This window comes from Streptomyces sp. NPDC001880 (genome assembly GCF_053594575.1).
Map to the genome: position 1 here is coordinate 34,303 of NZ_JBSFET010000002.1, position 22,933 is coordinate 57,235.

The 22,933-nt window shown below is 70.8% G+C and carries 22 protein-coding genes and 2 pseudogenes; 15 read left to right on the forward strand and 9 right to left on the reverse strand.

What is annotated here, in order from left to right:
* Positions 1-90 precede the first annotated feature (90 nt).
* The gene (locus ACWCQ6_RS01680) at positions 91-1,617 is read right to left on the reverse strand and encodes a DEAD/DEAH box helicase (protein ID WP_451084771.1); all 1,527 of its coding nucleotides are present in this window, start codon (positions 1,615-1,617) and stop codon (positions 91-93) included.
* Positions 1,618-2,508: 891 nt separating this feature from the next.
* Between ACWCQ6_RS01680 and ACWCQ6_RS01685 the strand changes: the two genes are divergently transcribed.
* From ACWCQ6_RS01685 to ACWCQ6_RS01700, 4 genes and pseudogenes are all read left to right on the forward strand, one after another.
* Positions 2,509-2,970 (forward strand): hypothetical protein, encoded by a 462-nt coding sequence (locus tag ACWCQ6_RS01685; protein WP_451084772.1) that lies wholly within the window; start codon positions 2,509-2,511, stop codon positions 2,968-2,970.
* 6 nt (positions 2,971-2,976) lie between these two features.
* Positions 2,977-3,240: pseudogene (locus tag ACWCQ6_RS01690) on the forward strand (toxin); the annotation flags it as partial.
* A pseudogene (locus tag ACWCQ6_RS01695) lies at positions 3,227-3,640 on the forward strand (DUF6545 domain-containing protein); the annotation flags it as partial. The pseudogenes ACWCQ6_RS01690 and ACWCQ6_RS01695, both read left to right, overlap by 14 nt.
* Positions 3,637-4,242, forward strand: coding sequence for a hypothetical protein (locus ACWCQ6_RS01700; RefSeq protein WP_451084773.1), 606 nt, complete (start codon positions 3,637-3,639; stop codon positions 4,240-4,242). The pseudogene ACWCQ6_RS01695 and the gene ACWCQ6_RS01700, both read left to right, overlap by 4 nt.
* A gap of 58 nt (positions 4,243-4,300) precedes the next feature.
* Here the strand turns inward: ACWCQ6_RS01700 and ACWCQ6_RS01705 are convergent, their stop codons facing one another.
* On the reverse strand, positions 4,301-5,275 hold the full coding sequence (locus ACWCQ6_RS01705; RefSeq protein ID WP_451084774.1) for a helix-turn-helix transcriptional regulator: 975 nt from the start codon (positions 5,273-5,275) through the stop codon (positions 4,301-4,303).
* Between the two features lie 122 nt (positions 5,276-5,397).
* Here ACWCQ6_RS01705 and ACWCQ6_RS01710 point away from each other — a divergent pair, with 122 nt between their 5' ends.
* Both ACWCQ6_RS01710 and ACWCQ6_RS01715 read left to right on the forward strand, forming a co-directional pair.
* On the forward strand, positions 5,398-6,357 hold the full coding sequence (locus ACWCQ6_RS01710; RefSeq protein WP_451084775.1) for a phytanoyl-CoA dioxygenase family protein: 960 nt from the start codon (positions 5,398-5,400) through the stop codon (positions 6,355-6,357).
* A 135-nt stretch (positions 6,358-6,492) separates the two neighbouring features.
* Positions 6,493-7,341, forward strand: a complete 849-nt coding sequence (locus tag ACWCQ6_RS01715) for a GNAT family N-acetyltransferase (protein ID WP_451084776.1) — start codon at positions 6,493-6,495, stop codon at positions 7,339-7,341.
* A 12-nt stretch (positions 7,342-7,353) separates the two neighbouring features.
* Here ACWCQ6_RS01715 and ACWCQ6_RS01720 read toward each other — a convergent pair whose 3' ends face one another.
* The 3 genes from ACWCQ6_RS01720 to ACWCQ6_RS01730 form a co-directional block, all read right to left on the reverse strand.
* On the reverse strand, positions 7,354-8,994 hold the full coding sequence (locus ACWCQ6_RS01720; RefSeq protein ID WP_451084941.1) for a SpoIIE family protein phosphatase: 1,641 nt from the start codon (positions 8,992-8,994) through the stop codon (positions 7,354-7,356).
* 213 nt (positions 8,995-9,207) lie between these two features.
* Complete coding sequence (locus ACWCQ6_RS01725) at positions 9,208-9,480, reverse strand: DUF1876 domain-containing protein (protein WP_451084777.1); 273 nt, start codon at positions 9,478-9,480, stop codon at positions 9,208-9,210.
* 74 nt (positions 9,481-9,554) lie between these two features.
* On the reverse strand, positions 9,555-10,265 hold the full coding sequence (locus tag ACWCQ6_RS01730) for an alpha/beta hydrolase (RefSeq protein WP_451084778.1): 711 nt from the start codon (positions 10,263-10,265) through the stop codon (positions 9,555-9,557).
* Between the two features lie 133 nt (positions 10,266-10,398).
* Here ACWCQ6_RS01730 and ACWCQ6_RS01735 point away from each other — a divergent pair, with 133 nt between their 5' ends.
* From ACWCQ6_RS01735 to ACWCQ6_RS01745, 3 genes are all read left to right on the forward strand, one after another.
* On the forward strand, positions 10,399-10,884 hold the full coding sequence (locus tag ACWCQ6_RS01735) for a peroxiredoxin (protein ID WP_451084779.1): 486 nt from the start codon (positions 10,399-10,401) through the stop codon (positions 10,882-10,884).
* A gap of 107 nt (positions 10,885-10,991) precedes the next feature.
* Complete coding sequence (locus ACWCQ6_RS01740; RefSeq protein ID WP_451084780.1) at positions 10,992-11,501, forward strand: hypothetical protein; 510 nt, start codon at positions 10,992-10,994, stop codon at positions 11,499-11,501.
* Positions 11,502-11,730: 229 nt separating this feature from the next.
* Positions 11,731-13,167, forward strand: coding sequence for a flotillin family protein (locus ACWCQ6_RS01745; protein ID WP_451084781.1), 1,437 nt, complete (start codon positions 11,731-11,733; stop codon positions 13,165-13,167).
* A 103-nt stretch (positions 13,168-13,270) separates the two neighbouring features.
* On the opposite strand, the gene ACWCQ6_RS01750 is transcribed toward ACWCQ6_RS01745, so the two are convergent.
* On the reverse strand, positions 13,271-13,666 hold the full coding sequence (locus ACWCQ6_RS01750) for a nitroreductase/quinone reductase family protein (protein ID WP_451084782.1): 396 nt from the start codon (positions 13,664-13,666) through the stop codon (positions 13,271-13,273).
* Between the two features lie 18 nt (positions 13,667-13,684).
* On the opposite strand from ACWCQ6_RS01750, the gene ACWCQ6_RS01755 reads away from it, so the two are divergent.
* On the forward strand, positions 13,685-14,443 hold the full coding sequence (locus ACWCQ6_RS01755) for a hypothetical protein (protein ID WP_451084783.1): 759 nt from the start codon (positions 13,685-13,687) through the stop codon (positions 14,441-14,443).
* A 1,048-nt stretch (positions 14,444-15,491) separates the two neighbouring features.
* Here ACWCQ6_RS01755 and ACWCQ6_RS01760 read toward each other — a convergent pair.
* From ACWCQ6_RS01760 to ACWCQ6_RS01770, 3 genes are all read right to left on the reverse strand, one after another.
* Positions 15,492-17,027: a pentapeptide repeat-containing protein gene (locus ACWCQ6_RS01760; RefSeq protein WP_451084784.1), complete on the reverse strand. Its 1,536-nt coding sequence runs from the start codon at positions 17,025-17,027 to the stop codon at positions 15,492-15,494.
* 64 nt (positions 17,028-17,091) lie between these two features.
* Entirely contained in the window at positions 17,092-17,247 is a 156-nt protein-coding gene (locus tag ACWCQ6_RS01765; RefSeq protein WP_451084785.1) for a hypothetical protein, read from the reverse strand.
* Between the two features lie 123 nt (positions 17,248-17,370).
* A complete protein-coding gene (locus tag ACWCQ6_RS01770; RefSeq protein ID WP_451084786.1) occupies positions 17,371-17,592 on the reverse strand; it encodes a hypothetical protein in 222 nt (73 codons plus the stop codon).
* Positions 17,593-17,816: 224 nt separating this feature from the next.
* On the opposite strand from ACWCQ6_RS01770, the gene ACWCQ6_RS01775 reads away from it, so the two are divergent.
* From ACWCQ6_RS01775 to ACWCQ6_RS01795, 5 genes are all read left to right on the forward strand, one after another.
* Positions 17,817-18,605 carry a DUF5707 domain-containing protein gene (locus ACWCQ6_RS01775; RefSeq protein WP_451084787.1) on the forward strand — a complete coding sequence of 263 codons (789 nt, stop codon included), beginning with the start codon at positions 17,817-17,819 and terminating at the stop codon, positions 18,603-18,605.
* Between the two features lie 418 nt (positions 18,606-19,023).
* Entirely contained in the window at positions 19,024-19,356 is a 333-nt protein-coding gene (locus ACWCQ6_RS01780; RefSeq protein ID WP_451084788.1) for a hypothetical protein, read from the forward strand.
* 686 nt (positions 19,357-20,042) lie between these two features.
* On the forward strand, positions 20,043-20,552 hold the full coding sequence (locus ACWCQ6_RS01785) for a SigE family RNA polymerase sigma factor (protein WP_451084789.1): 510 nt from the start codon (positions 20,043-20,045) through the stop codon (positions 20,550-20,552).
* A 10-nt stretch (positions 20,553-20,562) separates the two neighbouring features.
* Positions 20,563-21,486, forward strand: a complete 924-nt coding sequence (locus ACWCQ6_RS01790; protein ID WP_451084790.1) for a hypothetical protein — start codon at positions 20,563-20,565, stop codon at positions 21,484-21,486.
* A complete protein-coding gene (locus tag ACWCQ6_RS01795) occupies positions 21,476-22,432 on the forward strand; it encodes a DUF3152 domain-containing protein (RefSeq protein WP_451084791.1) in 957 nt (318 codons plus the stop codon). Before ACWCQ6_RS01790 ends, ACWCQ6_RS01795 begins: the two co-directional genes overlap by 11 nt.
* The last annotated feature ends 501 nt before the right edge of the window (positions 22,433-22,933 follow it).

Here is a 22,933-nt window from a genome sequence, read left to right on the forward strand (position 1 = left end):
CGAGCGGAGTGAGAGCACCTCCCGCGCCGGACCACAGCACGGCCGGTGAACCGCGCCGCCGGGCGGGCAGGACTCACGGGCGGACGGGCGCTACCCGCCCCGGTTGGCGCGGCGCTGCTTCGCGGCGGCGCGTGCCTCCGCGGTGGGCAGGTCGGTACGGCGTGAGCGGCCCGCCTTCGTGGGGCGGCTGCCCAGGCCCCGGAAGGACTGGCCGCCGCTCCCGGCGCGCTCCGGCACCGGTGCGGCGCCGCCGACCGGCACCCCCGAGGGCTTGCGCGCGCCGGTGATCCGGCTCAGTTCGGCCTCGCCGGAACGGACCTGGGCGATCTTCGGGGTGATCCCGGCGTCGGCCATCAGCCGGGCCATCTCCCGGCGCTGCCCCGGCAGCACCAGCGTGACGACGCTGCCGGACTCGCCGGCCCGGGCGGTACGCCCGCCCCGGTGCAGATAGTCCTTGTGGTCGGTCGGCGGATCGACGTTGACGACCAGGTCCAGGTTGTCGATGTGGATGCCGCGCGCCGCGACGTTGGTGGCGACCAGCACCGTGACCTGCCCGCTGCGGAACCGGTCCAGGGTGCGGGTGCGCTGCGGCTGGGACTTCCCGCCGTGCAGCGCGGCGGCCCGCACCCCGCTGCCGAGCAGATGGCCGGTGAGCTTGTCCACGGCGTGCTTGGTGTCCAGGAACATGATCACCCGGCCCTCGCGGGCCGCGATCTCCGTCGTGGTGGCGTACTTGTCCGCGCCCTGCACGTAGAGCACGTGGTGCTCCATCGTCGTCACCGCGCCGGCCGCCGGGTCGACCGAGTGGACCACCGGATCGTGCAGATAGCGGCGGACCAGCAGGTCCACGTCACGGTCCAGGGTCGCCGAGAACAGCATCCGCTGGCCCTGCGGCCGCACCTGGTCGAGCAGTTCGGTGACCTGTGGCATGAACCCCATGTCGCACATCTGGTCGGCCTCGTCGAGGACGGTGACGGCGACCCGGTCCAGGTGGCAGTCGCGGCGCTCGACGAGGTCCTTCAGCCGGCCCGGTGTGGCGACGACGATCTCGGCGCCGGAGCGCAGCGCGGCGGCCTGCCGGCCGATCGACATGCCGCCGACGACGGTCGCAAGGTGCAGCCCCAGCGCACGGGCGTACGGGGTGAGCGCGTCGGTGACCTGCTGGGCCAGTTCCCGGGTCGGGACGAGGACCAGGGCCGACGGCCGGCGGGCGTCGGCCCGCCTGCCCGCGGTCCGGGCCAGCACGGCCAGGCCGAAGGCGAGCGTCTTGCCGGAGCCGGTGCGGCCGCGGCCCAGCACGTCGCGCCCCGCGAGGGCGTTCGGCAGGGTGGCCGCCTGGATCGGGAACGGCGTGGTGACGCCCTCGGCGGTGAGCGCCGAGAGCAGCGGTCCGGGCAGCTCCAGCTCCGCGAAGGACGAAACGGCGGGCAGCGCCGGGGTGATGGTCTCCGGCAGCGCGAACTCGCCCCGCGCGGCGGCGGTCCTGCGGCCGGGGCCACCGTAACGCCGTGCGGGCGCACCGGAATTCCGATGGTCCGAACGTGCGGTGCGATCGCCGTCGTGACTGCGGTCGTGGCCTTGGTCGCGGCCTTGGTCGCGGCTACGGTCTCGGTCCATACGGAACCCTTCCTCGATGGGGCGCGTATCGAGGAATTCGCTGCACCGGCGGGCGGCGCAGGAATCGCAGGAACGGGCCGTTGACAAGCCTGGACAAAGCCCGGCTGCGAAAAGACCGGGGCGACGGGATGGGGCGGAGGTGCTGTTCCCCGCCTGCGGGGAACTCCGGCCCTGTGTGACGCCGGAGTTCACCCGCCGACCGCCCTGCAAGCTCCCGGAAATCCGGTGCCGACGATGTCCGGGCAGTGGGCGAAGACTTCGGGGGACACAACCGCGACTGCGCCCAGAATAGCACGGAGGAACCGACCGGATGCGGCAAGTAATTTCACTTCACCACATACCCGGAGAATTCCCTTCGAATTTCCCGCCATCCCTTTCCGCTGGGCACACCGTCAGGAATTGCAGGAAATTTTGTTCCGCCGCGACGAATATCCACCGGCAAGCCCGCCCACCTGCCCACGGCGCCGCCGGCACACGCCCTCCCACCAGCCCGTCGCCGTCGCACCCCGCGACCCGACACGCGCGCCCGTCGGACCCGAGGCCGGTTGATGACGACCTGACCAGCAGTCATAATGCAGGGGTAGCCCTTCACGCATCCCCCGTCGTGAAGGGCTACACGTATGCCCGCACAACATGTCCGTGCGCCATGCACCTTTTGTCCGTGGCGAATTCGCGCGGAACGCGTCGATTTCACGGGCAGGGGACTCCCCTCGTGGTCCCCTGCCCGTGTTTTTTCGAGTTAACAGTGACGTTGCGTGTTTACGCAAGCCCGTTCCCGTACCGCCAACCGCGCCCAGGACGCCACATCAGGGTTCGTTACAGTACGAGCCCGTTGACCGAATCGACGGCGGTGAACACCGACCGGACGGGAGCGGATACGTGGGGGGCCGGATGGACAGCGTCAAGGAACGCGCGCCGGAGCTGCGGACGTTGCAGCAGAAGGTCGAGTACATGGTGGAGAAGACATTCCCCGGCCAGAAGATCTCGGGGCGCGTCTTCGCTGATCTGGTCAAGGAGCGCGGCGGGTCGCTCTCGCACAGCTACTTCTCCAACATCCTTGCCGGAAAGGTCACCCAGCCCTCCGAGGACATCCTCAAGGCGCTCGGTCTGGGCTTCGGCGTGGACTGGCGGTTCTTCAAGGAGGAGTCCGAGGTCGTCGACGACGTCGTCGCCGGTCTGCAGTTCCTCGCGATGCGGCGTACGGGAGAGATCAGCGGAGTGGCCGGGCGCGGCCTCGACGAGGACGGTCTCCCGCCGGAGCTGCTGCAGTTCGCGATCTCCCTGCTGGAGGACGCCAGGGACCGGCAGGGCGCGGCCGACGGCGGCGCCGCCCATGGCGAGCCGGAGAAGTAGCCCGCCATGTCCTTGCGTGAACTACGGAAGGAGTGCGAGGCCGGGCTGGCCGACCTGCCCATCCCCGCGCCCTTCTCCATCGACGCACTGGTGGCGAACATGGAAGCGGCCCGCGGCCGCACCATCGTGCTGCACGAGATGCCCGACCGGCTGGCCCGTGTCAACGCCGCCTGTGGACTTCGTCTGAAGACCGGCGGGACCAGTTTCGTGCTCTACCGCCGCCGGCCGACCGCGTACCAGACCCAGCACGTCATCCACCCGCTTCGACACCCCCGCGGACCTGCGGATCGACCGCTGGGCCACCGACATCGCGGACGCGGTGGAGAAGCTGCGCCACTACGTGCCCGACACCCTGCTCCCGGCCGCGAAGGCCGCCGCCGCGGCGGACGGCGGCACGGACCCGGACCGGGCGGGCCCGCTCGCCGAGGCCTACTGGATCAAGGCGGCGCTCACCGCGAAGAACGGCGGCGCGCCCGCTTCCGCCGCCGCCGCGGTGGAGACCCAGCACGCCACCGACCAGGACGGTGAGGTGGCCTGGCTGGTCAGGGTGTCCACCGCGTACCGGACGGTCCCGCAGGACCGGGTGGCACAGGTGCTGGCGGACGCCGCACCCGGCCCGTCCACCGCAACCGCAGCCCCCCGCACGGCCTCCACCGAGGAGACAGCATGACCTCCACCGACACCACCGACACCACCGCATCGCCGGACCGTGCCATCGCGCGCACCGTCACCGATGTCTTTCAGCCCCGCAACCTCCTGCTCGCCGGCATGCTCGGCATCGGCGTGGCCGCCGCCGGTCACTGGACCGGCCTGCTCTGGGGATTCCTCGGCGCCCTGTGCGCGGGCCTGATACCCGCCGGGTACATCGAGTGGGAACGCGGGCGCGGCACCTGGGGCGACCGCCATGTCGTCGACCGCACCAAGCGGGCCCCGATCTTCTTCGTCATCCTCGGCTCCATCGGCGCCGGTTCGCTGGTGATGGTCCTGGGCCACGCCCCCACCGGCATCCTCGCGGCGATGCTCGCCCTCTGGGCGATGACCGTGGTCCTGCTGGCCGTCAACACGGCCTGGAAGATCTCGGTGGACGCCGCGGTCGCGTCGGCCGTGGTCGCCCTGCTCGCCGCGGTCCACTCGCCGTGGTGGCTGCTCGCCTGTGTGATGACCGTCGCCGTGTGCTGGTCCCGCGTCGCGCTCGGATACCACTCGGTGGCGCAGACGGTCGCCGGGGGCTCGCTGGGCGCCGCGACGGCGGGCGTGTTCCTGTTCGTCTGATCCTCTCCGGTCCGCCGCGCGGACCCCGGTGACCCGGCCCGGCCCGAACCGGGGCCGCTCAGAGGTCCCCAGGTCCGGCCGTGCCGTCGCGCCGCCGGTCCTCGGCCTGGGCGACGACCCTGGCCAGGGCGGTGAGCCCGCGGCGGGCGACCGGGTCCGGGCGGAGGAAGGATCCGCTGCCCCCGTCGACGTCCTGCCCGCCTGCCCCGACCCGGTACTCCCGGGGCGAGACCCCGTACTCGGCGCTGAAACGCCGGGAGAGGTGGTACGGGCTGGCGTAGCCGCAGCTGCGGGCCACCGCGGCCAGTGTCAGATTGGAGCGGGCCAGCAGCTCCGCGACCCGCGACAGCCGGACCACCTCGAATGCCTTCACCGGCCCTTCCCCGAGCCGTTGCCGGAACACCCGGCCCAGCTGGCGTTCCGACAGTCCGGCCGCCGCGGCGATCTGTTCGAGCCGCACGACCCCCGGCCTGCCGTCCCGGCACCATTGGGCGGCCACCGCCTCTGCCGCGTCCAGCACCGGGGCAGGCAACCGGAGGTCCTCCGCGCCACCGGGCAGCGGCCCGTCCAGCATGATCTCCAGCAGCAGCTCCAGCGCCCGGGTCGCCTGCTCCGGCCATTCCGGAGGGCCCGATCCGGGGATCAGCGCCAGCAGGTACTGGGCGAGGGCGCGCTGTGGGTCGCGGTCGGTCAACTCCCGCAGCAGCGGCCGGGGTCCGATCCGGGCGGCGAGGTCCGGATCGGTTATCCGGAAGTGCAGATAGCCGTGGCGGGTGGGGCCGTGCCGGGACCAGTCGAAGACATCCGGCGGACCGGGCGGGAGCAGCAGCAGGCGCCCCGGGACCAGCTCGACCCGGACGGGGCCGCGCTGCCACTCCGCGCCGCCGCTCAGCACCCACACCAGCTCCCAATCGGCCAGCCTTCGCGGCCCGAATGCGGCACCGGGCGGGTAGTCGGCCAGTCCACCGAAGAGCGCGGCGACGCGGGAATCGGCCCGGTGGCGGTCGAGGGGGGCAGTCGGTGCAGGTGGCATTCCACGAGTGTGCCAGGCACAGCTGCGTCGCGTACGCGCCCCGCGTCCATGTCCGGATCGGTCATCCCCGAGGCGCTACCGGGCATGGACCTCCGCCACCCGTCCACCGGATGCTGCTGCATATGACCACAGCTTCCCGCGCCGGACGCATGGCGCCCGCCGAGCCCCACCTCCACACCGACTCCCACGCCGACCCGGCCCGCTACGACCTGGCGCACTACGCCGAGAACGGCTTCGCCGTGCTCCCCGGCGTCCTGGACGAGGACGGCATCCGCGAGCTGCGTGCCGAGGCCGCGGCCGTCTGCCGTGGCGAGCGCGGGCCACTGCCCGGAGCTCTCGAACATACGAATGAAGCGCAGCAGTCCGACGCTGCCGACCCCCGGACCCCGGAGGAGCGCGACGCGGACACCATGCGGAATTACCTCTGCATCCACCAGCCGCACAAGGTCTCGCCCGTCCTGCGCTCCGCCCTCTCCATCCCGGCCCTGGTGCCCGCCCTCACCGAGGTGATCGGGCCGGACGTCAAGGCCATGCAGTCGATGCTGTTCATCAAGTCCGAAGGGAAGCCCGGGCAGGCCTGGCACCAGGACGAGTACTTCATCCCCACCCGAGACCGCTCGCTCACCGCCGCCTGGATCGCCCTGGACGACGCCACCGTCCGCAACGGCTGCCTCTGGGTGCTGCCCGGCTCCCACCGGCGCGGTGTCATCTACCCGGCCCGCGCACAGCAGGACGCCCGCTTCGACTGCTCCGACGAGGCGTACGACTTCCCTTACCGGGACGAGGATGCGGTGCCGGTGGAAGTCGCCGCCGGCACCGTCGTCCTCTTCAACGGCTATCTGCTCCACCGCTCGCTGCCCAACTCGGCGGAGCGCGGCTTCCGCCGAGCCCTGGTCAACCACTACATGTCCGCCTCGTCCCTGCTGCCTTGGGGCGCTCTCCCCGAGGGGGAGTGGGTGGCCAGGCACGATTACCGGGACGTCGTGCTGGTGGCCGGAAGCGATCCGTACGCCTGGAAGGGCACGGAGGGCCTCGCGACCGCGCATGTCCGTCCCAGCGGCGAAGGCGGGTGCGGGACCTGACAGTACGGCTGCCCCCGCCCCCGTCCGGGCGGCCCGGCTCGCCGAGGCGGCGCCGCTCGTCAACCACCCGCTGTGGAGCGGGTGGTGACGGGAAACAGCCGTTGAAACGGCCACCCGGGCGGGTACAGGTGCCCCGTGCCGAACTTCGAGATCACCACCGCAAGCGCCGACGACCTCACGATGCTGGCCGAATGGGCCCACGAGGAGAGCTGGAACCCCGGGCTGACCGACCGTCACGCCTTCTTCGCCACCGATCCGCGCGGCTTCCTGATCGGCCGCCTCGACGGCGAGCCGGTCTCCAGCGTCTCCGTCGTCCGCTACGGCTCCGGCTTCGGGTTCCTCGGCTTCTACCTCACCCGCCCGCACCTGCGCGGCCAGGGGTACGGCATCCAGCTCTGGCGGGCCGGCATGGCGCGGCTGGAGGGGCGCAACGTCGGGCTCGACGGGGTCGTGGCGCAGCAGCCCAACTACCGTAAGTCCGGCTTCCGTTCGGCATGGACGAACATGCGTTACGAGGGGCTGGTGCCCGCCGTTCCGCCCGTCCCGGCCGGTACGGAGCTCGTCGACGGCCGCAGCGTCCCGTTCGACCGGCTGGCCGCCTACGACCGCCGCTTCTTCCCGGCCGACCGGGACAGCTTCCTCGCCCCGTGGATCGCCCACCCCACGCGCATCTCGCTGGCCGCCGTCCGCGACGGGGAGCTGTGCGGTCTGGCCGTGATGCGCCCCTGCCGCACGTCGTCCCGCATCGGTCCGGTGTACGCGGAATCGCCCGAGGTGGCCGGTGCCCTGGTCAGTGCGCTGGCCGCGGCCGATCCCGGTGTGCCGGTCGCGATCGACGTGCCCGACGTCAACCCGGCGGCGGTGCGGCTCGCCGAACAGCTGGGCCTCACCCCGTCGTTCGAGACGGCCCGGATGTACACGGGACCGGCACCGGACATCGACCGCACCGGGCTCTTCGGCATCACCAGCCTGGAGCTGGGCTGACCCCGGGCGGGGTCAGGTGGCGTCGGGCGTCAGTTTCTGCGGGTTCCGGGTGCGGGAGGCCAGCACCGCTATGTCGTCCTCGGCACCCGGACCGAACCGTTCGAGGACCTCGTCCAGCAGCTCGTCGAGGCTGCCGCCGGCCGGCAGGGTCAGTTCCCTGAGGCGGCCGACCGAGATGTCGATGTCCTCGTCGCGCCGCTCCACCAGACCGTCGGTGTACAGGAACAGCACCGTGTCCGGCTCGAACTCCAGCAGCGTCGTCCGGTACCCGCCGAACCCGGTGCCCAGCGGCGGCCCCACCGTCATCTCGTCGCACACCCTGGCCCCCACCCGGGGATCGATCAGCACCGGTGGCAGATGCCCGGCGCTCGCCACCTCGCACGCCCCGCCGATCCGGTCGACGACGGCCAGCAGACAGGTCGCCGCCCGGTCCAGTCCGGACCGCTCGACCAGCCGGTCGAGCCGTTCCAGGATGCTGTGCGGCGGCAGGTCGTCGTCGGCGAGCATCCGCAGCATGGAGCGGTAGTGGCTCATGGCGACCGCCGCCTCCACCCCGTGCCCCATCACATCGCCCATCGCCTTGAGGTGACGTCCGTCCCGCAGTGGGATGACGTCGAACCAGTCGCCGCCGACCATCACGCTCCGGCCGGCCGGCAGATAGCGGGTGGCGACCTCGATGTGCGGGTGCGGCGGGTGCGGTTCGGACAGCAGGGAACGCTGGAGCTCCAGGGCGATGGTGTGCTCATGGGCGTACCGGCGGGCATGGTCGAGATCGACGGCGGCCCGGCCGGCGAGCTCCCGTGCGATCACCACGTCCTCGTCCGTGAAGTCCGGTGAGTCGCCTGCCCGGATCAGGCCGAGGATGCCGAGCGGGCCGCTGCGCACGGTGACGGGCACGATGACCGCCGAGTGCATCCCGAGAGCGCGGTAGGCGGCGACCCGTTCGGGGCCGGGGGCGGAGCGCAGCAGCTGTTCATCGGTGGTGCGGTTCTCCACCACCGGCTGGTTGGCCAGCAGACAGCGCTGTACGGCCGCGCCTTCCTGGTAGTCGATGTACTCGCCGGTCAGCCCGAACCCGTCCAACTCCTTCCTCAGCCCCGGCACGGCCCGCAGCGCCGCCCGCCGCAGCCGCAGCACCCCGGGAGGTGCGGGGCGGACCGGTGGGGCGACATCGGACGGGAACACCTCGACCATCGCGATGTCCGCCAGCCCCGGCACGACGAGGTCGACGAGTTCGTCGCAGGTGGTGTCCATGTCGAGCGTGGTGCCGATCCGGGCGGCCGCGGTGTCGAGCAGGGTGAGATGGCGCCGGGCCTGCTCCAGCTCGCGCTGCTCCTTGTCCGCGGCCATGATCTCCAGCACGATCCCGGCCAGTCCCATGATCCGCCCGTCGGCCTCCAGCCGGTGGAACGTCCCGTGCCAGTACCGCCGGACCGTGGCGTCCTGGGCGGTGAAGCCGCTGACGGTGATCTCGCGGGGCTTCCCGTCGGTGAGCACCGCCCGCATCATGTCCTCGCGCGCGTCGAGCCAGGGAAGGACCTCGGTGATGGTGCGTCCGAGGTGTTCGGCGGCCGGGATGCCGTTGATCCGTTCCAGGGCCGGGTTGACGTAGACATAGCGCAGCCCGGTGTCGAACACGCCCACCCCTGCCATGGTCCCGTCGACCAGGGCCGCCAGGGTACGGGGGTCGAACGGGACGGGGCTCTCCGCGTACGCATCGGCCGACACGTCAACCTCCTGGGGCGGACGCGGACCACCCGCTGCCCGGTCCTCAATAGTCGGCCGCCCGCCCCCGCCGCGCATCCGCAGACCGCGGCCGCCGGCCGGGCCGGCCCCTGAGCGGGTTCGAGGGGCCGGCCTCTCATGTCAGACGAGCGGGCGCGAGGTCCGGCCGGAGGCCTCGTCGATCTCGTCGTGCGCCTTCGTCAGCATCTTCATCGCCAGTTCGTTGAGCGCTCTGGCTCCCGCGATCTCCTCGCCCACCCTCGGCTGGTTCTTGTCGGAAGGATGGCGGCTCGCGTATCCGTGGGACCGCACCTCGGCCCCGTCCGGAAGCCGGACCAGGGCGGCCGCGCGGGTGCGGTGGGTGTCCTCGTCGAATTCGAGCTCGATGTGCCACCCGACAGTTGTCATCACCATGACGATCACCTCCTTACCAGAGTGCGCCCGTTCCCGCGCGCCCGCACGACGGCACCGCACCGCACCCCGCCCCGTCACGCCTCCAGCAGGTCCAGGTCGAGGGTGCCGTCGACCGCCGAGGCGTCCGGCGGGAGGCCGAGAGCGGCCGCCACCGGCCCGGGGAGCGGGCCCCGCTCCAGCAGCCCGGCGACGATCCGGGACGTCAGCGCGTGCCACTCCCCGGCGCGCCGGACCATCGCATGGTCGCTGCCCCGGATCGCGACCAGACAGGAGCGGGCACCGGCGAGCCGGGCACGGGCCGTGAGCCGCTGGGACGCGCGGGGGCTCGTGATGCGGTCCCGGGTGCTGTGCAGCAGCACGACCTCGCGGCCCGCGAGCTGGTCGACCGGGTCGTCGGCCGGGCACCAGGCGGCGAGGCCGACCACCCCGCGCACCAGCGGGTGACCGGCGGCACGCAGGGCGGCACGGGCCCCCATCGAGTGGCCGACCAGGACCACCGGGATCTCCCCGGCCTCGCGGCCGAGGGCGTCCAGGGCGCGAACGGCATCGTGCAGCGGGTCCTCGCGGGGGCCGTTCCAGCCGCGGTGGGCGTACCGGGCGGTGCGTACGAGAACATCTCCTCCCGCTCCGCCGGTCGCCCCGGCGACGGACCGGGCGAAGGGGCGCATCCGCACGGCGGGCAGGTTCAGCGGACCGGGCAGCGGCGCGGCCAGGCCCGTCTCGGCGCCGCCGTGCAGCAGGAGCACGGCGGCGGACGGGCGGCGGGCGGACGGCGGCTGTGCCATGCGTACCTCCTGGTGCGGGAACCGGACCCGTACCGAGCATGCCTCCTGGCGCGGGAACCGGACCCGTACCGAGCATGCTGTACGCACGGCGCGGGAAAGAAACCCGGCCGCACCGGACCACGGAGGAACCGACATGGGATCGTCACCGCAACTCGGCCTGCCCGCCCCGGACTTCACACTGCCGGGCGGTGTGATGTCCGGCGAGGATTTCGAACGCCGCGACTACACGCTCGCCGGGGCACGTGGCCGTGCCGTGGTCCTGGCGTTCTACCCGGGCGACAACACGGCCGTGTGCACCAAGCAGCTCTGCTCGTACTCCTCGGGCATGGAGGCTTTCGGCGAGCTCGACGCGGAGGTCTGGGGAATCAGTCCACAGGGTGTGGACAGCCATGAGTCCTTCGCCCGCGCCCACGGTCTGCGGATGCCCCTGCTCGCGGACACCGGACGGGAGACCGCACGGGCGTACGGCGTCACGGCGCCCGGGATCGGGGTGCGCCGCGCGGTCTTCCTCATCGGCCCCGACGGGGTGCTGCGCTGGAAGCACGTCGCGCTGCTCGGTGCCACGTACCAGTCGCTCGACAAGCTGACCGAGCAGCTCTCCGGAATCAAGAGCGCGTAAAAGATTGCCGGAACCCGGCAGTACAGGTTGCCGGGCACTTATGGGACCATCCAGCCAGTTCGACGGAAATTCGTGGGGATTTCGGCGATCTCGGGGAGGGTGATCACGTGACCTTGTTTCTGGGTCTCGGCATTGCGGGAATCGTTCTGCTCGCACTGTCCCTGATCTTCGACGGAATCCTCGAAGGCCTCTTCGGGGGCGTGCTGGACGGCCTTTTCGACGGCCTGCTGTCCCTCCCGGTCATCGCCGGATTCCTCTCGATGCTCGGCTTCGGCGGCGCGATCGTGCTCGGCACCACCGGCGCCGGTACGGTCGCCGCGACCGCCGCCGGAGTGCTGGCCGGGCTCGTCGCGGCCTGGCTGACCTGGAAGTTCAGCAAGGCCCTGATGCGGGACCAGACCAGCGCCACACCGCGCGGCGAGGACCTGGTCGGCACGTCCGGGTCGGTCGTCACGGCCATCCCGGCCGACGGTTACGGCGAGGTCCTGCTGCGGCTCGCGGGCCAGCCCGTGAAGCTGGCGGCGAAGAGCGCGGTGCCGGTCGAGCGCGGCGCCGAGATCTGGGTGGAGGCCGCGCTGTCGGCCACCTCGGTCGCGGTACGCCCCGTCGAGCGCTGAGCCCGCCCCGTGGAGCGCTGAATTCCACCCGTCGAGAGAGCTGAGTTCGACCCGTCGGGCACCGAGCCCGGCCCGTCGAGAGCCGAGTCCGATCCGTCGGACACCGAGCCCGACCCGTCGGGCACCGACCACCGCGCGAACCGATACACCGCACCGCGGCGCACCGCACCGCACCGCACCGCCCGAAACCGAGCTGCCGTCCCCGCAGGGAGGCAGGGGGGACACCCTTATGAGCCCAGTCGTGACCGCAGTCGTCGGAGTCGTCGTACTCCTGGTGCTGCTCGCACTCGTCGTCATCACCCGCTACAAGGTCGCCGGGCCCAGCGAGGCGTTCATCATCACCGGCCGCCGCGGCAAGAAGTCGACCGACCCGGTGACCGGTCGCACCAGCATCGACAACAGCGGCCAGAAGGTCGTCGTCGGCGGCGGCGTCTTCGTCGTCCCGTTCGTCCAGCAGAAGTTCACCCTGGACCTCTCCAGCCGGCACATCCCGATCGCGGTGCGCGGCGCCGTCACTCTGCGCGGCGTGAAGTCCAACCTGGAGGGCGTCGCGATCGTCAAGGTCGGCGGCAGCGAGGACGCGATCCGGGCGGCGGCCCAGCGCTTCCTCCAGCAGCAGGACGGCATCGTCGGCTTCACCCAGGAAGTGCTCTCCGGTGCGCTGCGCGCCATCGTCGGCCGGATGTCGGTCGAGGACATCATCCGGGACCGGGCCGCGTTCGCCGGCCAGGTCGCGGAGGAGGCCGAGGCCAGCCTCTCCGGCCAGGGCCTGATCCTGGACGCCTTCCAGATCCAGGACATCACCACCGAGGGCTCCTACCTGGAGGACCTCGGCCGCCCCGAGGCCGCCCGCGCCAAGCAGGAGGCGGACATCGCCGAGGCGATCGCCAAGCGGGCCTCCGAGCAGGCCCGGCTGAAGGCCGCCGAGGAGATCGCCATCGCCGAGCGGACCTTCTACCTCAAGCAGGCCGAGATCAAGGCCGAGACGGAGGCGGCAGCGGCCAAGGCCAACGCGGCGGGCCCGCTCGCCGAGGCGGCCCGTCAGCAGGAAGTCCTCGCCGAGCAGGAGAAGGTCGCCGAGCGCCAGGCCGCACTGACCGACCGCGAACTCGACACCAAGGTCCGCAAGCCCGCCGACGCCGCCCGCTACCGGGCCGAGCAGGAGGCCGAGGCCCGCCGGATCGCCCAGGTCAAGGAGGCCGAGGCGGACGCCGAACGCTCCCGGCTGACCGGTCAGGGCGAGAAGCTGCACCGCTCGGCGCTCGCCGATGCCGTCCGCATCGAGGGCGAGGCGGAGGCCGCGGCCATCGCGGCGAAGGGTGCGGCCGAGGCCGAGGCCATGCAGAAGAAGGCGGACGCCTTCGCGCAGTACGGCGACGCGGCCGTGCTCCAGATGCTGGTCGAGGTGCTGCCGCAGGTCGTCGCCAAGGCGTCCGAGCCGCTGAGCGCCGTCGACAAGATGACCGTGATTTCGACGGACGGCGCGAGCCAACTGTCGCGTACGGTCACCGACAACGTCGCCCAGGGCATGGAACTCCTCAACGCCACCACGGGAGTCGACCTCGCCGCCCTGCTGAAGAACCTCAAGGGCTCGGGCCCCAGGGCGCAGGTCCCGGCCCAGCCGGAGGCCCCCGCACCCGACGGAAAGATCGAGATCACCGACTGATCCGGCCGATCCGGCCGATCCGGCCGATCCGGCCGATCCGGAACACCGACGCCGCTATGTGCCCGGGTGGTTGCACACCACCCGGGCACACCCATGTCCGGACTCAGTCCCTCAGGTCCACCCGCACGGTCATCAGGTCCGCGCCCACCGCCCGCACGACGGCGCTGTTGTAGCGCGGCAGGGTCCGGAGCCGGGCGCGGGCGTCGTCCTCGGGGAGCGGGTGCGCGATCCCGTCGTGCCAGCGGCCCGCGATGCGGACCCGGACCCGGGGATCGGCCCGGATGTTGCGGATGTACTGGGACTTCTCGCCGAACTCCGAGACCAGCCAGAACTCCTGATCGGTGCGCCGGCCACCGACCGGGGTGCGACGCGGCAGCCCGGACGTACGGCCGGTCGTCTCCAGCAGAGTCTGCGACCTCGACCGCCTGGCCAGCGGGTTCACCACGTGCCGCTGGAGCGACGTGACCGCCCGGAACTTCAGATCCCGAAAGCCCGCCATCGCGCGCCCCTTCCGCCGATGACCGTGAGCTTACGGCCTCGCCCCCGCATCGTGGACGCCTCCGGAGGCACGCGTGGCGGCGAGAACTCCGGACGGACCCGCTTCCGTCCCTCGCCCTCGCTCCCGCCCCTGCTCGCTCTCGATGATCGCCGCGACCCGCTCCCGCCACGGCAGTGGCTGGGGTTCGTTCTCCATCTCGGCCCGCCGGGCAGCCCAGTAGGCCCGGTTCGCCTCGCGGGCACACGGCCCGCACAGGGTCTCGTCCCCGACCGGACGGAACACATGCTCCTGGCCCTCCCCCTCACAGACGACGAACTCCCTTGCGGGCGGCGACGCGACGGGCGGGGCCGGGGCCGGGGCAGCCACCGGCGCCGGAAGCTTCTGGACGAGCCGGTGGCGCAGGAACCCAACAGCGGACCGCACGCCGCCCTCGGGCAACCCGCCGATCAACGCCCGCCGCAGATCCGCAGCACTCACACCGCGCCGAATCCACTCGGCAGCGACCTCGGCCAGCCCCCGCGCCTCACGGACCCCGAGGTGCAGTTGCGGATTCGCGTGCCGAAGCGAGAGCAACACCCGCTCGCCTTCGGCGACTTCGGACGCCTCGAACTCTCCGAGCCCTTCGGACGCATCGGACTCTTCGAACTCTTCGAACTCTTCGGAGGGTGGGTGGGAGTAGTTCTCCCCAAGTTCTTCATCTACCGGTTCATAGCCACCGACCGCCCGGCTCCCCGGCTCACCGACGGCCGGATTCCGCGCACCCGGGCGGGCGGCTGAGGCCACAGGCGCCGACGCCGCCGCAGGAACCGACAGGGCCACAGGATCCGACGCCGCCGTAGGAGCCAACGGGGCCGAAGGAGCCGACGGGACACCAACCCTGTCGTTCCGCACCGCGGCAGCCTGTTCAACCGTCAGCGGCACATTGGCGAACAGCTGGTCGGTCACCCAGAACCCGCGATCCCCCTGCCGCTTCCACTCGTACATGAACCCGTTCGCGATCAGCTGCCCCTTGGCCCTCTGGTAGGCCCTGCCGGTGATCCCGACCTTCTTCGCGTGCTCACTGAGCGCCTTGTCGGCGTGCTGTTCGGGAAGCCCCTGTACGTACAGGAGAAGAATCTTCGCGTCACTGTCCAGACGCGGATGGCGCACGACATCGTGCGAAGCCTTCGTGTAGCGCCGAGAGGGCGCGATAGCATGCCACAGCATCCCGGTGGACCTCTTCCACTCGTGGTGAAGGCCCTCGGTGCGGTGCTGTAACACCCCCGGGGGCCGCCCCATACGCGCGGGAGCGCACGGAGCGTGATGACGCGATCACGGTACCGCATGAAATCACCCGCTTGCGCCACAACCGGAAATCCCCGACCCAACCCGCCTGGCCTGCCTGAAACAGCACTTCTCGGGGCGCCTTGACCAACCCCGGAATGCCGACCGCGAGCCACGGGAGCGAGCGAGGCGGCGCGATGCCGTGGGGCCACGCGAGGCGGAAACGTCGCCGTGGAGCCGGGCCGAGTGCACTGGCCGACCTTGCGAATGGCAAGCGAGGACAAGCCGCTCCTGCACAGGGCAAGGCGGGGGCTATCTGCCCTGGCCGCGTACCGGGACGGAGGCCCCTTCTTCTCCCGCTACGGGTGGTCGGGCACCGCGGCGTGATGGGCGCAGGCGGAAGGCCAACCGAGCGTCGACGAGCGAGCCGGCAATCTCCGCGCACGACCAGGCGCACGAGGAACATTGGAATGAACACCAGCGCCTGTGCGGGCCTCGGGGAGCACAGCGTGGTGGGTAGCTGTTAGGTGTTCAGTTCGCTGACCACCCAACAGGTGGGTGGTCAGCGTTTGATGCGTCCGCGGACGGCGAGGGCGAGGAGGGTGGGTTCCAGGAGGCGGGAGGCCATCTCGATGTAGGTGCCAGCAGTGGTGAGGTTCTGTCCCGAGGATCGGAACACCACCGAATTCACGGCGACGCGGGTCGCCTTCTCGGCGCGCTTCCGCGTCATACGTTGGCGCCAGCCGCCGGTCAGGGCAGGGTCGGGGGCTTTGGTTTTGAGGGCGATCCTGCCGTGAGTGAGACTTCCGGTGGTGGCGGGATCGGGGTCGCGAGTGGGCAGGCCGAAGCCCATGAGGAGCAGCACGGTCAGGGACATGGCGGCAAGCAGCCAGGCGAAGGCGCGGGACGAGCGCAGACCATAGCCGGAGAGCAGCCAGTAGCTCCACAGCAGGCCACGTTCGCCGGGCGGGGTGCCGGTGCGGTCGTGGCGGCGCATCTCCATTTCGCCGTAGTAGAAGTCCGCGGCGCCGGGCTCGTTTTTGCCGTCCTCGAACGCCTTGCGCAACTGCCGGTAGACCGCCGCCACGTCTTCCGGGTCGGGGGTGAGGTCGGGGTCGGGGTGGTGCGGCCCGGTACGCCATAGACGGGGTGAAGGCGTGTGGTCCGGAGCCGGAGCGGGCTGGCCAGCAGTCTGGGCACGCCAGTGGTGTTCCTCGGCCAGAGTGCGCCGACGGGTCCACCTGTATGGCCATATTCGACGGCGGTGGAGGCCGGTTGGGGTGGGGGCGAAGATGCAGCGGCCTTCCAGCCGGAGCTGGTCGAGGTGGAAGGCCCCGGAGAACAGACAGTCGGTGAGGTCCGTGTCGGTGAGAACGAGGTGCGCGGCATCCACGCCTTGCAGCGAGGCTATTCGCACGCGGCACGGGCGGCCATCTAGCAGGCTCTCACCCGGCTCGTCTGCGTCGGCGAACGGGGTGGGGTGTGCGGTGACAGCCACGGGAGAGGACAGGACCGCGTGGCTGAGGTCCACTGTGGCGTAGCGCAGGCGCAGAGTCGCCGTCGATTCCCACCGGGTCCGCCGACTCTCCAAGCGGCGCGCGGCGAACTCCAGGGTCACTGGGCTGCTGAACACTACCCCGGACAACACTACCGTCCCGTCGCATACCAACGGCCCAAGGTTGGCCGCTCGTTCGAAAGCCGCCTGCTCGAACCAGAGGTCGCTCTTGAAGATCGCCGAGCCGAAATTGGCAATGTCCTTGAAGGTCGCCATGAGGAACCCGGCGTCGTCCTCGAAGGTCGCCGACTCGAACTCAGCGTGGCCAAGGCGGGGCTGTCCGGTTCCAGGGTCGCGGAGGGCGTTGAGGAGGGCATTGAGAAGGGACTCGGTGAAGGGGGTGCCACGATGGTCGATGGCCGCGCCTGGGGTCAGGCCGGCCAGGTAAGCGTCGCGGTCGGTGTCGGCCAGGTGGGCCAGGCATGCGGTGTGGCCGGGGACGTGGATGCCGCGGCAGCCGAGGGGGTCGGCAGCAGGGTCTGCGCGGTGTGCGCAGTACGGCCAGGAAGGCGCCCCTGGTATCGGGGGCGGGGGTGTGCTCATGACGCGCGGTTCCATGGTGTCTCTGATGTCGGGGGGAAAGGGAGGAGGCCGGGCACTCCCGGGGTCAAGCGCTCTGGCGGATGGAGTGGGAGGGCGCCTCGGTGCGGGTGTAGACCTCGGCGAACGTCGAGTCCAGTTCGGCCAGGCGCCAGCGCCGCTCTGCCTGCGGCTTCTGCCGGGTACGCGCCCTATCACGGTCCTGGACACTGCGCGCGGGCAAGTTCCCGCGCCGAGTCGAGCGCCCAGTGTTGTTCCTTCTCGGCCTGCTCCAGCCCCCACGCGGCCCGCCGCACTCGCGCCAAAATATGCCGCTCCCGGCGGAACCTCGCCAGCCGCTCACCCCTCACCAGTCACAGCCAGCTGAGGGATACAGGTCCGACTCTGCGGGCGGGAGTTCGGTCTCGCTGCGCTTGTGCAGCCAGTTCAGCAGACGGAATCCGCGCTCGCTCTGCTCGGCGTTCCCCCACAGCGCGGCCGAGAACGCTGCAACGGTGAGCCCCACAACGGTGCCGAGCACGACCATCTCTGGGCCGGTGATTGCCTGGGACGGGCTTGGGGTGTCCATCAGGTGTCCTCCGTGTCGGTGGTGCAGGTGATCCAGCGTAGGAGCCGTTGGTGGCGGGCCGTGCAGGTATCCGGTGGAACGGCCCATCCCAAGCAGTGGCGTTGCGGTGGGCAACCATTCCTGTGACCTGACGGTCGTGTCCGTGTCACCCGCGTACCGGGTGGCCATTGTCAGCTCCGCCTTGGGAAGTTCCTGAGGCGCTGGAACATGGGGGATACGCCTTCATGCATCACCGCACCACCGTGGCAGGCTTCGCCGGGGCACTCGCCCTGTCCGCGCTCACGATTCCGGCAACCGCCCAGGCGGATGACTTTTCTGGCGACATCAAGATCACAAAGGTGGTCGTCAACGGAGGGAAGGACATCGTCCTGGGGACCACGGACGTGAAGACGTTCACCATCGCGGTGACCGCCACGGACGACTCGGGCATCGAGACCGGAAACACCTTCCCGGTCATGTGGCACACGCCTCTCCCGAACGGCGACTACTACGGCCTCGTGATGCCCGACAACATCGCAGGCAAGTGCGTGCGCCAGAGCTCCACCACGACCACCTGCACCTACACGCTGAAAATGAACCCGCGCATCCACCCCCACGACAACACCACAGCCGGGACCTGGACCGTGAGAGCCCACGCCCTGGCCAACGACGGTGACTACATCACCAAGGATTCCGCAGCCAAGGCGAAGGTCCTGCGCAACTCCAGGCTGACGGTCAACGCCTCGCCGGAACCGGTAAAGAAGAACAAGACGATCACCGTCACGGGCGCCCTGACCCGCGCCAACTGGGAGACCTACAAGTACGGGGGCTACACCAAGCAGCCGGTTAAGCTCCAGTTCAAGAAGAAGGGCGCCAGCACTTACAAGACGCTCAAGACCGTCACGACGGACAGCAAGGGCAACCTGAGGACGACGACGAACGCCACGGCGGACGGCTACTTCCGTTACTCCTTCGCAGGCACATCCACCACCCCGGCGGTCGCCTCCACGGCAGACTACGTCGACGTGAAGTAACTCTCGGGAGGGCCATCTACCCTCCAGCAAGCACGGAAGGCCCAGACCGGAGACCCTTCGGTCTGGGCCTTTTTGAGCCCTGGCTGTTTCCCGGCCGGCGGGCCGATCAGCCGCTGCATCCCTTCGTGCTCTCCAAGATGATCGACGGTCTCGGTGTCCCCCCAAGCCTGCTAGCCCCACCGCACTAACCGAACGCCGGCCCTGGGACATCCGCCTCCGTCGCTACCCCTGTCTGCCACCGCACCGCGTCCTCACATCCCGCTTCGCACCCGAGTTCGGTGGAGTCCGGAACCAGCATGCCTCCGGCGACCACACACAGTCATCAATGGGTTGGATTCCATGGTGAATTGGCGACAGTTGAATACGCGAGCCCACCAGCACCAAGGCCGGAGATCAAGGCAGTGGGCTACGGCACCTCGTGGACGAAATGCCTGGTGATGACCCCGACGACCGGCACCATGCGGCAGCAGTGGTGGCTGCCGGGGCCAACACGTTGATCACTTGGAATCTCGCCGACTTCCCCGCCGGTGAGCTGGCTGCGCGCGGAGTGAGGGTGGTCGACCCGGATTCGTACCTGTGCGGACTGCATCGCGAATTGCCGCACGAGGTGGCGGAGACAGTGGTCAGGCTTGTCGGAGAGAAGCGCAACCCATCAGTCACGATCGCCGACGCCATCGCCCGACTCGCGAAGGTCGGCCTACCTGGCTTCGCTGACCTCCTGACGCGGCACCTCGGGCGCAGAATGGCGTGATGTGGTGGCGGGTGGTGCGGAGGTGCCGCGCAGTGCCCGAATCGGTCTGGACGACGACGAAGTCCCAGGTTTGGGACCTGGGGCTCTGCCACGAAGTGGGGGACGAGAATCGAACTCGCGCTCTGGGCTTGGGAATCACCAGCAGTCCTGTGCCAGAAGCCCCGTGAGCTGGGGTAACAAGATGTAGCAACGTTGCTTCGTGGTGTGCCGCCTGACCGTCGTTGATCGGTGGCCCCCGTCCTATCTAGTGCTGTGACCGCATAGAAGTTCACCGAGTGGCTCGTCGGCCACCAGGACGTGCACCGGCGGCCGCCCAGGCTTCTTCCCGACCGGGAGCAGCGGCTCCAGCTTCGCCCACTGCGCATTTGTCAGATCGCGCCTTCCCACGAAGTGGATCACGACGCATCAAGATCCACTTCTGAAGCGCACCCAGGGCGACGGAACGGCCGGACCCGGCACGGGCAGAGCGTCCGGCATCGTCGGCGGCGCAGCCTGCGCCGACTCCACCGCCGGTGCCCGCTCCACGGTCGGGCGTTCGCGCCCGCACTTCATACCGAAGCGCGCCCCGTCCGGGCCTGTGTCGTGCACCCGCGCCGGAACATTCCCGAACTCGTCTTCAACCTTTTGGCCGCGGCACCGCTCAGTACAGGGGTGAGAGACCACCGAGATCCCGGAGAGGGGGACAGATGACCGCAGACGGCAATCGGGACTCCACCGGATTCGAGGAGTTCGCCCGGGCGAACCAACGGCGTCTGTACCGGACCGCATATCTGCTGTGCGGCGATGCGGAGAGCGCCCGCGACCTGACCCAGACGACGCTGGCCAAGCTCTTCCAGCACTGGCACCGGGCGAGCGCGGCCGACCATCCCTCCGCATATGCGCGCACCGTCCTCACCCGGACGTATCTCGCCGAGCGCCGGCGCCGGCTCCGCGACTTCCTGGCCCACAGCCATGTCGATGCCCCGACCCCCTCGGTGGGCCCCGAGCTGACGGTGACGCTGCTGACCGCGCTCGCCGAACTGCCGCCCCGCGCCCGGGCGATGGTCGTCCTGCGCTACTGGGAGGACCTGGGCGTGCAGACGGTCGCCGAGCTGCTGCGCTGCAGCGAGTCCACCGTCAAGAGCCAGTGCTCACGCTCGCTCGCCACGCTGCGTGCGCGGCTGGGCGACCCGTACCTCTACACCACCCGCAGCTGAGGAGAACGTCATGGACATGTTTCCGGAAAGCGCGCCACAGGAGACCGAGGACCGACTGATCAGGGAAGCCATGGCGGAGGCGGCCGAGGGGGCGCCGCCGCTGCCGGACCTGGTGCCGGTCGCCCTGGCCATGGGCCGCAGACGCCGCACCAGGGCGCGGGCGGCGATCGGCGGCGGGGTGGTGGGAGTGGTGGCACTCGGGGTGTTCGGCGCGACGCTGCCGTCCTGGGGCACAGGCGCCGGTGCGGGCGAGGACACCGCGCAGGTCGGGGCGGCCTCGACCGTACCGAGCATGAGTCACGGGGCCCCGTCCCCCGTACCCACCAGGCCCACGCCCGGCATCCCGATGCCGACCCCCTCGTTCACCGGGCCGTCACGTACGCCCGTCCACATCGAACCCGCTCCGGGCGAGTCGTCCATGGTCGGCCTGTCCGCGCCCGAGCGCGAGCGGCAGGAGGAGTTCCAGCAGCAGGCGGCGGCCGTGCTGGACGAGCTGTTGCCCCCGGCGTTCGGTACGGTGCGCCCGGTCGACCTGGCCGTGAGCCGGTACCAGGGCGGGTCCGGGGGCCATGTCTTCCCCGTCGTCTTCTCCGTACGCCCCACCGATGGCCCACGGAAGCCCTGCCCGTACGGCCCGAAGACGAAGTACCGGTGCGAGGAGGCTGCCCTGCGGGACGGGATCGCGGCCCGTGTCGTCACCGCGACCAGGACGGTGAAGGGTGGGAAGGACATCGTCGGCGTCAGCATCGACTTCACGTTCGAGGACAGCACCGTCGTCCTCTCGGCCGACGCCGACGACTCCGCCGAGGTCTCCGCACCGGTCACCGCCGACCAGCTGCTCCACGTCGCTCGGGACGCCCGCTTCCTGCGCCTGGTGCGTTACGCCGAATCGTTCCCGATGGAGCCGAAGGAGGAGTCCGCCCATGGTGAGTGAGGAGCGGGGCCGCCGGGCGCGGGGCCGTGGCAGCGGTCGTGGTGCGGCCCGGCGGGCCCGCCGCCGGAAAACCCGGATACGGGTGACGGGCGCCGTGCTGGTGCCGGGTGCGCTGCTGCTCTGCGGGGCGTTGGTATGGGGGCCGTGGGGTGGCGGTGAAGGGGCGTCGGCCTCGACGGGCAGACCGTCGGACCGGGTGGCGGTGTCGTCGTCCCCGGGACCGGGCGTCGGGCCCGGATCCCGTTCCACGACCGGCAGTCCGCGCCCCTCGGCCGACGACGCCGACGCCGATACCGGCGTCGGGAAGGGGCGCACGGCAGAGAAGAAGCCCGAGCCGGAAAAGCGGGCGGACGAGTCCCGGAGCTCGTCCGGGTCCGTGCCCGTGCACGGCTCCGGTACGTTCGTCACCGCTGCCCCGGCGCACACCGGCAGCCACGGCGCCGGCACCGTCCACCGCTACCGCGTCGAGGTGGAGCGGGGCACCGGTCTGGCCACGCGTCCCGCCGCGGCCGCGGTCTCCGAGGTGTTCGCCGACCCGCGCGGCTGGACCCGCACGGGGCACGACGCGTTCCAGCAGGTCGACTCGGGCCCGGCCGGTCTGGTGATCCGGATCGCGACACCGGACACCGTCGACCGGCTCTGCGGGGCGTACGGGCTGAACACCCGCGGCGAGGTCAACTGCCGTGTCGGCACCACGGTCGTGGTGAACCTGAAGCGGTGGATGCAGGGGTCGCCGCAGTTCGACGGCCCGCTGGCCGAGTACCGAGCGCTGATCATCAACCACGAGGTCGGCCACTGGCTGGGCCACGGCCATGAGACCTGCCCGGGGCCCGGACGCCGTGCGCCCGCGATGATGCAACAGATCGACGGGCTGAAGGGGTGCGTCGCCAACGCGTGGCCCTACACGTCCGCGGGCACGTACCTACGCGGCCCGTCCGTCCCGTGACAGCGCAGATGCCCCTGGCCGGACGGGCTCAGTTCTGCTGAGGCCGTTCCTCGACGGGGAACAGGATCGGGCTCAGCAGGTGAAGGCTGCGCTGTGCTGTGGGCTTGTTGTCCATCCTGGACACGATGGCCGTGCGGACCTCTGTGATGAGCTCGGCGAGTTCGTCCTGGCTCAGCCGTTGCGGCGGTGCGCCATGACGCTGTCTCCCCGTTTTGCCTGCCCTGCCCGGGACTTGCGGATACGTGACTTCCCAGGTGAGGCGCCGGTGTGACGCGTGGATGCCGCATTGGTGCGTCCATTGTGCTCTGGGCTCCGTCGGCTGCGGGCGGTTGTGTGGAACTCCGACGCACGCAGCCAGGAAGGTTCGCCCTCCATGTCGTTCCGAACGCCCGCCCCGAAGGTCTCGTCCCTCCATGTTCCGTCCGCCACCAGCGCCGTGTCGCCGCCACCTGACCACTGACCGCCTGGCTCCGGATGCACGAGTCCCGAAGTCAGGAACAG